The sequence below is a fragment of the Nonomuraea sp. NPDC049480 genome (assembly GCF_044465905.1).
Lineage (GTDB): Bacteria > Actinomycetota > Actinomycetes > Streptosporangiales > Streptosporangiaceae > Nonomuraea.
In genome coordinates this window covers 915266-928784 of sequence record NZ_JBITMD010000002.1, presented here as the reverse complement: position 1 = coordinate 928784, position 13519 = coordinate 915266, and the positions used below count along the sequence as shown (strand labels likewise).

Sequence of the window (13519 nt, the reverse complement as noted above, 5' to 3'; positions counted from 1 at the left end):
GTAAGGCCCCCTATAGACGATGGGGTTGATAGGCCGGAGGTGGAAGCATGGTAACGTGTGGAGCTGACCGGTACTAATAGGCCGAGGACTTGACCTCAAAGTTTTTTCTTGCTCGCGTCCACTAGGCAATTCTGAGACAACAAGCGGTGTTGCTTGTGTGTTTCATAGGGTTACGGCGGTTATGGCGGGAAGGAAACACCCGGTTACATTCCGAACCCGGAAGTTAAGCTTCTCTGCGCCGATGGTACTGCACTCGGGAGGGTGTGGGAGAGTAGGTCACCGCCGGACAATCTTTAAAAAGCCCCTGGCCAGGTATGGTCAGGGGCTTTTTTGTGTTTCCGGAGGGTCTGGTCCGGAGCGGGGCCGGCCGTCAGTAGGGTTGAAGAGTGGACTTTCGTGCGGTTGAACGGGCGATCATGGAGCGCGGCGTCGAATGGGACTTCGAGCCGACGCTTGACAGGATCGCGGCCCTCCTCGACGTGCTCGGCGCGCCGCAGCGGGCGTACCCGGTCATACACATCGCCGGCACCAACGGCAAGACGAGCACGGCCCGTCTCACCGAGGCGCTGCTCAAGGAGCGCAACCTGCGGGTGGGGCGGTTCACCAGCCCTCACTTGGTGTCGGTGCGCGAGCGGATAAGCGTGGACGGGGAGCCGTTGAGTGAGGAGCGGTTCGCCGAGGTGTACGAGGAGATCATCCCGTACGTCGAGCTGACCGACACCCAGGGGCGGCGGATCCAGTTCTTCGAGCTGCTGACGGCCATGGCGTTCGCGGCGTTCGCGGACACGCCCGTTGACGTCGCGGTCGTCGAGGCCGGCATGGGCGGGTCGTGGGACGCCACCAACGTCGCGGACGGGGTCGTGTCGGTGATCACGCCTATCTCGCTCGACCACACGGACCGGCTCGGGCCGGACATCCCGAGCATCGCCGGTGAGAAGGCGGGCATCATCAAGCCCGGCACGACCGCCGTGCTCGCCCAGCAGGAGCTGTCCGCGGCGGAGGTGCTGATGCGGAGGGCGGCCGAGGTGGGCGCGGTCGTCGCCCGGGAGGGGCTCGAGTTCGGGGTGATGAGCCGCGAGGTGGCGATCGGCGGGCAGCTGCTGACCTTGCGCGGGCTCAAGGGTGTGTACGACGAGGTCTACCTGCCGCTCTACGGCGCCCACCAGGCGAGCAACGCCGTCTGCGCGCTGGCCGCCGTCGAGGCGCTGACCGGCGGGGACGACCCGCTGGACGTCGACCTCGTACGGCAGGCGTTCGCGCAGGCGTCGTCGCCGGGGCGCATGGAGGTGGTGCGCCGCACGCCGACGGTCGTGGTCGACGCCGCGCACAATCCCGGCGGCCTGCAGGCGACCCTTGAGGGGGTGCACGAGGCGTTCGACTTCGCCAAGGTCGTCGGGGTGGTCGCGGTCATGCGGGACAAGGACGTCGAGGCCCTGTTGGAGCTGCTGGAGCCGTTGCTCGAGGAGATCGTCGTCACGCGGAACTCCTCGCCTCGCTCGATGGCGCCGGAGGAGCTCGCGTCGCTGGCCGAGCCGCTCTTCGGCGAGGACCGAGTGCACGTCGTCGACCGGCTCGACGACGCCATCGACAAGGGCATCGCCATCGCCGACGCGGAAGGCGAGTTCAGCGGCACGGGAGTGCTCATCACAGGGTCGGTCGTCACGGCGGGCGACGCGCGTCGGCTGCTGAAGGCGGAGGGTTCCTGATGGCCGGCTGCGGCAGCGAAGACGGTGGTTCGCCATGGACGGCCACGGTCGTGAGGGTGGTGGTTCGCAGTGAGCTTTGAGGTCACGCCTGGGATGCGCAGGCTCGGGGCCAGCGTGCTCGGCATGGAGGCCATCGTGGCCGGGCTGATCACGCCTGTGGCGATCACCGTCAGCGGGGTCGCGCCCGCGCTCGCCGTGACCGCCGGCATCGGTTTGGCGGTGTTGTGCGTCGTCGCCGCGGGCCTTCTCAAGAGGCCTTTCGGCTACATCGCCGGCAGCGTCGTCCAGGTGCTGGCGATCTGCACGGGTTTCCTCGTCCCGGCCATGTTCTTCCTCGGGGCGATCTTCGCGGCACTATGGATCACGGCGATTATCGTCGCTCGCCGTGTCGAGGGCGCTACTTCCCGCTAAAGTCGGCCTACATGGCCGTCCCCCCGATCCAGCGGTCGCCGCATCCGGCTGGACTCAGACACCCATGGTTGCTCGACACGGTGCTCGGGCTGCTCGTCGTGGCCGCGCTGCCACTGGTGATCGTCACGATCCCCAACACGCTCTCCGTCGTCGCCAAGCTGCTGCCCGGCGACATCGACCAGGTCGGCTTGATGCGCACGCACGGGCTCGCCCTGCCCGCGCTCATGCTGACCGTGCCGCTCGCGGCGGTGGTGTTGCGGCGCGTCCAGGCGGCCCACGTCGTGCTGGGCGGGCTGGCGCTGGTGGCGCTGTCCGACGCCGCCGGCGGGTACGCCGCCTCTGAGCTCGTCGTCGGGGCCGTACGCGTGCTGCGCGGCATCGGCGCCGGGCTCGTCCTGCCCGCCACGCTCGTGGCCGTCTGGGGCCGCGCGCCGGCGCTGCGGGCCCTGTGGGTGGGCGTGTTCTGCTTGAGCCTGCTCGCGGCGCAAGGGCTGGCGCTCTGGCCGCTCGACCAGGTGAGCAGCTGGAAGGTGACGTTGCAGCCGTACCCGCTGGTGACCGGGGTGGCGCTGGCCCTGGCCGCCGTCCATCTGTTCGTGTGGACGGTGCTCGGCCGTCCCGCCGCGGACGGCCCGGACCCGCGGGAGCGCAGCCGGCTGCTGCTGGCCGCCGTGCCCGCGGCGGGCATCGCGGTCGTGGCGATCAGCACCGCGACCGAAGGCTGGCGGGCCATTCCGGTGATCCTGCTGGCGGCCACGGCGATCGTCGGGCTGCTGGCGCTGGCCTCGATCGGCACCGCGCAGAGCCGTACGCTGGCGTACTCCATGGTGGCGGTCGGCGTCGTGCTGCTGCCCAGCGCCGCGCAGGTCACGCTGGTGGAGATGGGCGGTCTCGGCGGGCCTGGGCTGCGCGGGCTTTGGATTCCGTACGGGGTCGCGGGGCTGCTCGCCGTGGGCGCGGCCGTCGTGGTGCGGCTGTTCGCGGGCGCCGGCCGCCGGTGGCCGGCGCCGCTGGGGCTGCTGTCCATGGTGGTTGGGCTGTGCTCGGTGCGGCTGGTGGTGCCGACGGCCGACGGTCTCGTCCTGGCGGTGCCGTTCGCGCTGCTCGCCGTGGGGGCGGCGGTGGCGTTGACGGCGACGCTGCAGGAGGTGGAGATCGGGGTGGCGGCATTCGGGTTGGCGCTGTGCTTCGCCGGGGTGCTCGCGGGTTTCCTGCTCGGCACCGGGGTGCAGATGGCCATGCTGGACGGCGTGAAGTCGGCTCAGGAGCTGGTCGACCGCTTTGTCGGCGCGTTGCACTGGTGGGCGCTGATCGGCGGTTTCCTGACGGTGGCGGTCATCGTGCTCACCGCCGTGATGGCGCGGCGGCCCGGCAGGGCGGCGACGGACGAGGGCGATGACGGTCCGCCGTCGTCCGGCTCCGGCGAGGCGGCCGGCGATGTGCTGCTCGTCCAGGCGCCGGTCGACGACGGCTCTTCGCGGGATGCCGAGGGCGGTGAGGCCGCGGCGGCTCGTGCTGTGCCGGATGGCGGCGGCAGCGCGGACGGTGGACGTAAGTGGGGAGACGTCATCCGCGCGGAGGCGGGCGTCGGCGGGGCGGACCGGGGTGCGGGGTCCGGTGGCGTGGGGGACGAGGAGGAGCCGACCGGCGTCGTTCCGCGGGTGGTGCTGCCCGTGTCGTCCCGAGGGGCCTTCGACAAGCTGGAACCACGGCCCGACGGTGAATCGTCCGGCGGTCCGCCGGCAGTGCCGCCGCAAGGGCATTCGCCCGAGGACGCCGCATCCTCATAGATGGCCGGCGTCCTCATCGGAAACGAGGCTGTGGGCGCGGGACGGTAAGCTGAGGGCCCGGCTACGGCGACGCGCGGGCCACCCTGCCCCCGCGAAGCGTCCTCGCGGTGAGGCCGGGCGCCGGTAGCCGCGACCCCACTCTGTTCGAAGGAGAACTTCAAGTGTCCGAGCGCACTCTTGTCCTGATCAAGCCCGACGGGGTAAAGCGTGGCCTCATCGGTGACGTGATCTCCCGTGTGGAGCGCAAGGGCCTCAAGGTCGTGGCGATGGACCTGCGCACCCTCGACGCCGACACCGCCAAGGCGCACTACGCGGAGCACTCCGAGCGTCCGTTCTTCGGCGAGCTCGTCGAGTTCATCACGTCGGGGCCGCTCGTCGCCATGGTGCTGGAGGGCCCGCGGGCCGTCGAGGCCTTCCGCGCGCTGGCCGGCGCCACCGACCCGGTCAAGTCGGCTCCCGGCACGATCCGCGGCGACCACGCCCTGGAGATCGGCGAGAACGTCGTCCACGGCTCCGACTCGCCCGAGTCCGCCGCCAGGGAGATCAAGATCTTCTTCCCGGACCGGTTCTAGCCGATCGCCGCTCCGCCCGCGCCCGTGCAGCCGGTCCGTGCTGCGCGGGCGCGGGCGTTTTCGTCGGTGGGCCGGCGTATGGTGCGCTATTGGAACGTTCCAAAGGATGTTGTGGTGCAATCCGGGCAAAATTGCGGTTGAGGTTGGGGCTGGAGATTTTTGAGGGGCGCGGGGGCTGATCGCACCCCTCGGTGGGTACGTCACGTTACGATTCGAATTCGATCCGTAGTCATTCGCGAACGACGTTACGGAGGGCTCCGTTCCCCATGGGCAGCAAGCTCGCGTTCCTCGGCCGTGACATGGCGGTCGACCTGGGCACCGCCAACACGCTGGTCTACGTGCGCGGCCGGGGCATCGTGCTCAACGAGCCGTCAGTCGTGGCGATCAACACCACTACGGGCAAGATCGTGGCGGTCGGCATCGAGGCCAAGCGGATGATCGGCCGCACACCCGGCAACATCATCGCGGTGCGCCCGCTCAAGGACGGCGTGATCGCCGACTTCGACGTGACCGAGCGCATGTTGCGATATTTCATCCAAAGGGTGCACAGACGCCGACACCTCGCCAAGCCGCGCGTCATCATCGCCGTCCCCAGCGGCATCACCAGCGTGGAGCAGCGCGCGGTGAAGGAGGCCGGCTACCAGGCGGGCGCCAGGAAGGTCTACATCGTCGAGGAGCCCATGGCCGCGGCGATCGGCGCGGGGCTTCCGGTGCACGAGCCCACCGGCAACATGGTCGTCGACATCGGCGGCGGCACCACCGAGGTGGCGATCATCTCGATGGGCGGCGTGGTCACCAGCCAGTCCATCAGGATCGGCGGCGACGAGCTGGACCAGGCGGTGATCGCGTTCGCCAAGAAGGAGTTCTCGCTGATGCTGGGCGAGCGCACCGCCGAGGAGATCAAGATGGCCATCGGGTCGGCCTCCCCGCAGAACGAGGAGTCGCACGCGGAGATCCGCGGCCGTGACCTGGTCAGCGGCCTACCGAAGACGATCATCGTGTCCGGTGAGGAGATCAGGAAGGCCATCGAGGAGCCGGTCAACGCGATCGTGGACGCGGTGAAGACCACGCTCGACAAGTGCCCGCCCGAGCTGTCCGGCGACATCATGGACCGCGGCATCGCGCTCACCGGCGGGGGTGCCCTGCTCAAGGGCCTCGACGAGCGGGTCAAGGCCGAGACCGGCATGCCGGTGCACCTCGTCGAGAACGCCCTCGACTCGGTCGCCATCGGCTCCGGCAGGTGTGCCGAGGAGTTCGAGGCGCTCCAGGATGTCCTGGTGCCGGAGTCGCGGCACTGATGAGAGACTCGCGCCGAGCCCGGCTGATCCTCGGAGTGCTGCTGACGGTGGCCCTGGTCATCCTGACCATTGACCATCGCACCGGCGACAGCTCACCCCTGCGCCCGCTGCGCGCGGCCGGGGCGTGGGTCTTCGGCACGGCCGAACAGTTCGGCGGCGGGGTGGTGCGGCCGGTCGGCGGTTTCGTGCACGCCATCCTGACCGCGCCGAGCGCCCAGGAGCACATCCGGGTGCTCAAGGAGGAGAACGCGAAGCTGCGGGCGGGGCTGCTGGCCGGCAGGCTCGACACCGCCCGCTCCAACGAGCTCAAGAAGCTCCTTGGCCTGGCCGGGGCGGGCGGATACAAGGTCGTCACGGCCAACGTGGTCGCCAGGCGCGGGCAGCCTGGGTTCGAGGACGCCGTGCAGATCGACGCGGGCACCGATGACGGGGTCCGGCCGGAGATGACCGTGCTCAACGGGGACGGGCTGGTCGGGCGGGTCATCCACGCCTCTGCCCACACGTCGACGGTGGTGTTGCTCAGCGACCCGGCCTCGGCCGCCGGGGCGCGGCTGGAAGGCGGCAAGGAGATCGGGGTCGTGCACGGGGTGGGGGAGCAGGGGCGGCTCGTGCAGTTCCGGCTGCTCGACTCCACGGCGCCGCTGACCCGAGGCGGGCGGATCGTCAGCTTCGGCTCTCAGAACGGGCGGCCGTACGTGCCGGGGGTGCCGATCGGGGTGATCGAGCGGGTGGAGTCGACGCCCGGGGAGCTGACCCGCATCGCTTACGCGCGGCCGTACGCGGATCTGACGGCGCTCGACGTGGTCGGCGTGGTAGTCGAGGCGCCCAAGCGGGATCCGCGTGACGCGGTGCTGCCCGCCAAGGACCGGTCGCGGTGAGCGGGCGGCGCAGGTCGGAAGAGGTCGCCCTGACCCGGCTGTGCGGGATCGTGGTGAGCGGAGGGGCGGGCCGGAAGGGGGCGCGGTGATGGCGGGGCTGTCCGTGCTGCTGGCGTTGCTGGCGCAGGTCGTGCTGGTCAACCGGGTGCCCTTGCCGGCAGGGGGCGCGCCCGACCTTGTCTTGCTGGTCGTCGTCGGCGCTGCGCTGACGCGGGGGGCCTCGTCCGGGGCGATGCTCGGGTTCTTCGCCGGGATGCTGGTCGACATCATGCCGCCGACCGCGCACCTGGTGGGCCAGTACGCGTTCGTGCTGGCGCTCGTCGGCTACGTCGCCGGGCGCGGCGCGGGCGGGCCGGTGACGACCGTCGTGCTGTGCGTTCTGATGGCGCCCCTGCTGGCGGCCGCGGTGGGCATGCTGATCTCCGATCCCCGGGTGACGATGTCCACGCTGACCGAGCAGGTGCCCGTCACCGTCGTCTACACGCTGGTCATGTCCCCGATCGTGATCTGGCTGACCACGCGGGACAGACGGCCGAGGTACTCGACATGATCAGGATGCGGGCCCGGTTGCTGGTGCTGCACGTGCTGGTGCTGGCGCTGCTCGTCGTGCTCGCGGTGCGGCTGTGGCAGGTGCAGGTGGTGCGCGGCCACGAGTTCGTCACGCGGGCCACGGAGACCAGGACGCGGACCGTGATCGTGCCGGCCGTGCGCGGGCAGATCCTGGACTCGTCGGGGCGGCCGCTGGTGCGTAACAAGACCGCGCTGGTCGTGTCGGTGGATCGGGCCCGGCTGATGAGGATGCGCGACGGCGGCGTGAAGGTGCTGCGCAAGCTGTCGGCGGTGCTCGGCAGGCCGGTCAAGGACCTGCAGCAGCGGATCACGCCGTGCGGGCCGGGGGTGGGCAAGCCCTGCTGGACGGGGTCGCCGTACCAGCCGGTTCCGCTGGACGAGAAGATCGACCCACGCAAGGCGCTGCAGATCCTCGAACGGCAGGAGGAGTTCCCCGGGGTGACGGCGGAGATCCACTCCGTCCGGCAATACCCCGGCGGCCGGGCAGGGGCCCAGATGCTCGGCTATCTGCAGCCGGTCACCGAGCAGGAGCTGGAGAAGCGCGAAGGGCTCAAGGCCAGCTTCTCGGGCGTGGACCTGGCCGGGCGTGACGGGCTCGAATTCGTCTACGACGACGCGCTGCGCGGCAAGTCGGGGCTGCGCAGAGTGCAGGTGGACCGGATGGGCAAGGCGCTGGGGGTCGAGGAGCACGTTACGCCCGTCCCCGGTGACCACCTGGTGACCAGCATCGACTCGCGGATCCAGGCGGTGACGGAGAGGGCGCTGGCCAAGGCCATGAAGTCGGCGCCTGCGGCCGACGGCGGGGCCGGGGTGGTGCTGGACGCGCGTACGGGGCGCGTGGTGGCGCTGGCCAGCGCGCCCGGCTACGACCCGGAGATCTGGGCGGGCGGGATCTCGGCGCGCGGCTACCAGTGGCTGCTGTCGGAGAAGTCGGGCAAGCCGCTGGTGTCGCGGGCCATCAACGGCCAGTTCGCGCCGGGCTCGACGTTCAAGATCTCGTCGGTGGCGGCGATGTTGCGGGCCGGATATCCGCTGAACGGCACATACTCCTGCCCGGGCTCCTACGCGGTGGGCGGGCGGGCCTTCAACAACTTCCGCGGCATCTCGCTGGGCACGCTCAGCCTGCACACGGCGCTGGTCAAGTCGTGCGACACGATCTTCTACCGGGCCGCGTACGAGCAGTACCTCAAGGACGGCGGGCGCCACCCGAAGAAGACGCCCAAAGAGGTGTTCGCCAACATGGCCAGGTCGTTCGGGTTCGGCCGGCCGACCGGCGTGGACCTGCCAGGGGAGTCCTACGGCCGCATTCCCGACCGAGCCTGGAAGAAGGACCTGTGGAACAGGACCAGCGCGGTGAGCTGCGAGCGGTCGCGCAAGGGATATCCGGAGGTGAAGGACAGGACGCGGGCCGAGTTCCTCAAGCGGCTGGCGCTGGAGAACTGCACCGAGGGTTTCCTGCTGCGGCCCGGTGACTCGGCCAACTTCTCCATCGGCCAGGGCGACGTGCTGGTCACGCCGATGCAGCTGGCCAGGGCGTACCTGGCGCTGGTGAGCGACGGCAAGCTGCGCAGCCCGCGCATCGGGTGGGCCCAGGTGCGGCCGGACGGCAAGGTGGTCAAGACCTTCCCGGTGCCTGTGGTGGGCAAGCTGCCGATCAGCGAGAAGGAGCGCCTCTACATCAAGAACGCGCTGAGCCAGGTCGCCGCCGACGGCACCGCGGCCGGGGCCTTCGCCGGCTTCCCGATGAACAAGGTGCGCATCGGCGGCAAGACCGGCACCGCTGAGGTGTGGGGCAAGAAGGACACCTCATGGTTCGCCTCGTTCGCACCGACGAAGAACCCGCAGTACGTGGTCGTCGTCATGGTCTCGCAGGGCGGGATGGGCTCGCAGACGGCGGCGCCGGCCGTACGGGAGATCTACGAGGGCATCTACGGCATCAAGCGGCCCCCGGCCGTGCCCGGCGGCAGGCTCGTGACCAAGTTGCCGGCCTTCCGGCCGGACGGAACGGTGGCCCGGGGATGACCAGCCGTACCGCCGTCGTCCGCCGGCCCTCGCTGCTGCGGCGGATGGCGAGCGAGAACTCGACGGTACGCAGGCTCGACGGGCTCATGCTGGTCGCGGTGGCGGGACTGTGCGTGATCGGCACGTTGCTGGTGTGGTCGTCGACCAGGACGTGGGCGCCCGGGTCCACGGGGCTGGTGAAGAAGCACCTGCTCAACGAGGTCATCGGGGTGGTGCTGTGCGCGGTGGTGACCATGGTCGACCACCGGGCGGTGCGGGCGTACGCGCCGCTGGTGTTCCTGGTGTCGCTGGTGGGGCTCGGGCTGGTGCTCACGCCGCTGGGGGCGACGATCAACGGGTCGCACTCGTGGATCCTGCTCGGCGGGGGGTTCGCGGTGCAGCCGTCGGAGTTCGCCAAGGTGGGGCTGCTGCTGGTCATCGCGATGCTGCTGGCGCAGCCGGCCGAGGGCACCGACCGGCCGCGCGGGCTCGACGTGCTGCTGGCGATGCTCGCCGCGACGATCACGATGGGGCTGGTGATGCTCCAGCCCGACCTGGGCACGGCCATGGTGCTTGCGGTGATCACGGCGTCGGCGCTGATCCTCGGCGGGGTGCGCAAGCGGGTGATCGCGGCGTTGACGGCGTTGACGGCCGCCGGGGTGTTCGCGGTGTTCGCCTTGGAGATGCTGGAGCCGTACCAGGTGGCACGGTTCACCGCGTTCGTCGATCCGAGCGTCGATCCGCGCGGGGTGGGCTACAACAGCACGCAGTCCCTGATCGCCATCGGGTCCGGGCAGCTGCTGGGCAAAGGGCTGCTCGGCGGCGGGCAGACGACCGGCAGGTTCGTGCCCGAGCAGCACACCGACTTCATCTTCACGGTGGCGGGGGAGGAGTTCGGGTTCCTCGGGTCGGTCACGGTCGTGCTGCTGCTCGGGGTGGTGCTGGTGCGCGGGCTGAAGATCGCCAGGAAGTGCGAGGACAGGTTCGGGACGCTGGTCGCCGGGACGATCGTGTGCTGGTTCGGGTTCCAGACGTTCATCAACGTAGGGATGACGATCGGGATCATGCCGATCACCGGGCTGCCGTTGCCGTTCGTGTCGTATGGCGGGACCGCGACATTCGCGAATCTCATTGCGGTTGGGCTGCTGCAGGCCATCAAAGTGCGCGGTCAGTCGTTTAATTAGAGTATGTTCCTGGCCTATTGCGATGAGTGCGAGGACCGTTTCCTGCTTCCCGCGAACCATGTCGTCGCACTGCACAACCTGGAGAGCGGCGTGATCGCCGTGGAGCTCACGTGCTACGAGGGGCACCACATCATGGTGGTCAGCGGAAACGAGGTTGGCACACCGACGTGAAACCTGCTCGCCGGCCTGCCGCCCCTGTGGTCAGGTTTCTCATCGGCCCCGGACCTGCCACTGTCTGACCGCCGCTACCCTGGAGGGTATGCCTGTCGAGTCGATATTCCACCGCCTGGAAGCGCTGCTGCCCAAGGTGCAGAAGCCCATCCAGTATGTCGGGGGTGAGCTCAACTCGACCGTCAAGGACTGGGACTCCGCCGACGTGCGGTGGGCGTTGATGTACCCGGACGCCTATGAGGTCGGGCTGCCCAACCAGGGCGTGGCGATCCTCTACGAGATCCTCAACGAGCTCCCCGCGACACTGGCCGAGCGCACCTACGCCGTCTGGCCGGACCTCGAGGCGCTCATGCGGGCCGAGAACGTCCCGCAGTTCACCGTGGACGCGCACCGGCCGGTGCGCGCCTTCGACGTGCTCGGGGTGTCGTTCTCGACCGAGCTCGGCTACACCAACCTGCTGACCGCGCTCGACCTGGCCGGCATCCCGCTGGAGGCCGTGGACCGGGGCGACGACGACCCGATCGTGATCGCGGGCGGTCATGCGGCCTTCAACCCCGAGCCGATCGCCGAGTTCATCGACGCGGCCGTGCTCGGCGACGGCGAGCAGATCTCCATTGCCATCACCGAGGTCATCCGCGAGTGGAAGGCCGAGGGCAGTCCCGGCGGCCGTGATGAGCTGCTGATGCGGCTCGCGGAGTCGGGTGGGGTTTATGTACCGAAATTTTACGATTTCGACTACCACCCCGACGGGCGCATCAAGCGCGTCGCGCCCAACCGGGCCAACGTGCCGTGGCGGGTGCACAAGCACACGGTGATGGACCTCGACGAGTGGCCCTACCCGAAGAAGCCGCTGGTCCCGCTGGCCGAGACGGTGCACGAGCGGTTCAGCGTGGAGATCTTCCGCGGCTGCACGCGCGGATGCCGGTTCTGCCAAGCAGGCATGATCACGCGTCCGGTGCGCGAGCGATCCATCACCACGATCGGCGCCATGGTGGAAAACGGCGTCAAGGAGTCCGGCTTCAACGAGGTCGGCCTGCTGTCGCTGTCGTCGGCCGACCACTCCGAGATCGGCGACATCGCCAAGGGGCTGGCCGACCGCTACGAGGGCACCAACACCTCGCTGTCCCTGCCCTCGACCAGGGTGGACGCGTTCAACATCGACCTGGCCAACGAGTTCTCCAGGAACGGCAGGCGCTCGGGCCTGACGTTCGCGCCCGAGGGCGGCTCGGAGCGGATGCGCAAGGTGATCAACAAGATGGTCACCGAGGAAGACCTCATCCGCACCGTCACCACGGCCTACTCGCAGGGGTGGCGGCAGGTCAAGCTCTACTTCATGTGCGGGCTGCCCACCGAGCAGGACGAGGACGTCCTCGGGATCGGCGACCTGGCGAAAAAAGTCATCAAGGCGGGCCGCGAGGCCACCGGCAGCCGCGACATCCGCTGCACGGTCTCCATCGGCGGCTTCGTCCCCAAACCGCACACGCCGTTCCAGTGGGCCGCGCAGGCCGACCACGAGACCGTCGACCGGCGGCTCAGGGCGCTGCGCGACTCCCTCAGGAACGACAGGGAATACGGCCGGGCCATCGGCTTCCGCTACCACGACGGCAAGCCCTCGATCGTGGAGGGCCTGCTCTCGCGCGGTGACCGCCGGGTCGGCGCCGTGATCCGCGCCGTCTGGGAGGACGGCGGCAGGTTCGACGGCTGGAGCGAGCACTTCTCCTACGAGCGCTGGACGGCGGCCGCCGAGAAGGCGGGCGTCGACGTCGACTGGTACACCACGCGGGAGCGGGAGGAGAACGAAGTCCTGCCGTGGGACCACCTCGACGCCGGCCTCGACCGCGAGTGGTTGTGGCAGGACTGGCAGGAGGCGGTCTCCGGAAGCGAGGTCGAGGACTGCCGCTGGACTCCGTGCTACGACTGCGGTGTCTGCCCGACCATGGGCACGGAAATTCAAATCGGCCCCACAGGGCGAAAACTCCTTCCTCTTACGGTGGTTTAGCGCGCTCAGTGGGCGAGCCGTGCCTCGGCGTACACGTCCATGCACCGGGGCGGCTTATCCTGAGACGAAGGAACTCTTACAAGGGAAGGACGACAAGCTCTGAAACCTGTTCCCGAAGGGCCTCCGCCCGCGCCCACGGTGCAGCGCCTGCGTGTGCGTTACGCCAAGCGCGGCCGCCTGCGCTTCACCAGCCACCGCGACATCTCGCGGGCCGTTGAGAGAGCGGTCCGCCGTGCCGGCATTCCGGTGGCCTACAGCGCGGGATTCTCGCCCCACCCGAAGATCTCCTACGCGGGCGCGGCGCCGACCGGCGTCGCCAGCGAAGCCGAATACCTCGAGATCGGCGTAACCACGCCGTGCGACCCCGAGCAGGTCAGATCCGGCCTCGACGAGTCGCTGCCGCCGGGGCTCGATGTGCTCGACGTCGTGGAGGCGGGTCCGGGGGGATTGGCCGACCGCTTGGAGGTCTCCGACTGGGAGGTGCGGCTGCCTGGTGCCGATCGCGAGCTCGCCGAGGTGGCGGCGGAGAAGTTTCTCGCGGCGGGCACCGTGGAGGTCGAACGCCTCACCAAGAAGGGCCTGCGCCGCTTCGACGCGCGAGAGGCCGTCCTGGGGCTGACGGTTTCCGAGGGAACAGACAGAACTGCAGCTCAGGTGCATGGAGAGCCGTGTGTCATACTGCGCATGGTGGTTCGGCACATGACGCCTGCCGTTCGACCCGACGATGTGCTCACAGGGCTGCGCCTTGTGGCCGACTTCGCGCCGCCGGTTCCCCCCGAGGTGACCAGGCTGGCGCAGGGGCCGCTCGACGTCAGCACCGGTGCGCTTGCCGACCCGCTCGACCTGGACCGCGACAAGACGCGCGGCGGCGAGGCGGGACCGGCGAGTGAGCACGTCGCCGGTTAAGGACGTGCCCAGCGCGAGCCGGGCACGACCGCT

12 protein-coding genes and 2 rRNA genes are annotated in these 13519 nt (G+C 69.6%); all 14 read left to right on the top strand.

Annotated features, from left to right (window positions below; genetic code table 11):
- A 23S ribosomal RNA gene (locus ACIBX3_RS09715) occupies nt 1-97 on the top strand; the annotation flags it as partial.
- Nucleotides 98-171: 74 nt separating this feature from the next.
- Nucleotides 172-288 (top strand): 5S ribosomal RNA (gene rrf / locus ACIBX3_RS09710).
- 128 nt (nt 289-416) lie between these two features.
- Nucleotides 417-1706: a bifunctional folylpolyglutamate synthase/dihydrofolate synthase gene (locus ACIBX3_RS09705; RefSeq protein WP_397115040.1), complete on the top strand. Its 1290-nt coding sequence runs from the start codon at nt 417-419 to the stop codon at nt 1704-1706.
- Nucleotides 1707-1799: 93 nt separating this feature from the next.
- On the top strand, nt 1800-2117 hold the full coding sequence (locus tag ACIBX3_RS09700; RefSeq protein WP_397115038.1) for a DUF4233 domain-containing protein: 318 nt from the start codon (nt 1800-1802) through the stop codon (nt 2115-2117).
- Between the two features lie 11 nt (nt 2118-2128).
- The gene (locus tag ACIBX3_RS09695; protein WP_397114976.1) at nt 2129-3907 is read left to right on the top strand and encodes a hypothetical protein; all 1779 of its coding nucleotides are present in this window, start codon (nt 2129-2131) and stop codon (nt 3905-3907) included.
- Nucleotides 3908-4068: 161 nt separating this feature from the next.
- Nucleotides 4069-4479 (top strand): nucleoside-diphosphate kinase, encoded by a 411-nt coding sequence (gene ndk, locus ACIBX3_RS09690; RefSeq protein WP_349451923.1) that lies wholly within the window; start codon nt 4069-4071, stop codon nt 4477-4479.
- A gap of 266 nt (nt 4480-4745) precedes the next feature.
- Entirely contained in the window at nt 4746-5777 is a 1032-nt protein-coding gene (locus ACIBX3_RS09685; protein ID WP_397114974.1) for a rod shape-determining protein, read from the top strand.
- Nucleotides 5777-6655, top strand: a complete 879-nt coding sequence (mreC, locus tag ACIBX3_RS09680; protein ID WP_397114972.1) for a rod shape-determining protein MreC — start codon at nt 5777-5779, stop codon at nt 6653-6655. Before ACIBX3_RS09685 ends, mreC begins: the two co-directional genes overlap by 1 nt.
- Before the next feature lie 88 nt (nt 6656-6743).
- The gene (gene mreD, locus ACIBX3_RS09675) at nt 6744-7205 is read left to right on the top strand and encodes a rod shape-determining protein MreD (protein WP_397114970.1); all 462 of its coding nucleotides are present in this window, start codon (nt 6744-6746) and stop codon (nt 7203-7205) included.
- Nucleotides 7202-9247 carry a penicillin-binding protein 2 gene (gene mrdA, locus ACIBX3_RS09670; RefSeq protein WP_397114968.1) on the top strand — a complete coding sequence of 682 codons (2046 nt, stop codon included), beginning with the start codon at nt 7202-7204 and terminating at the stop codon, nt 9245-9247. The genes mreD and mrdA overlap by 4 nt, the downstream gene beginning before the upstream one ends.
- Nucleotides 9244-10410, top strand: coding sequence for a rod shape-determining protein RodA (rodA, locus tag ACIBX3_RS09665; protein WP_397114966.1), 1167 nt, complete (start codon nt 9244-9246; stop codon nt 10408-10410). Before mrdA ends, rodA begins: the two co-directional genes overlap by 4 nt.
- Before the next feature lie 3 nt (nt 10411-10413).
- Nucleotides 10414-10581, top strand: a complete 168-nt coding sequence (locus ACIBX3_RS09660; RefSeq protein ID WP_397114964.1) for a hypothetical protein — start codon at nt 10414-10416, stop codon at nt 10579-10581.
- Between the two features lie 88 nt (nt 10582-10669).
- Nucleotides 10670-12580: a TIGR03960 family B12-binding radical SAM protein gene (locus ACIBX3_RS09655; RefSeq protein ID WP_397114962.1), complete on the top strand. Its 1911-nt coding sequence runs from the start codon at nt 10670-10672 to the stop codon at nt 12578-12580.
- A gap of 153 nt (nt 12581-12733) precedes the next feature.
- Entirely contained in the window at nt 12734-13486 is a 753-nt protein-coding gene (locus ACIBX3_RS09650) for a TIGR03936 family radical SAM-associated protein (RefSeq protein WP_397114960.1), read from the top strand.
- The last annotated feature ends 33 nt before the right edge of the window (nt 13487-13519 follow it).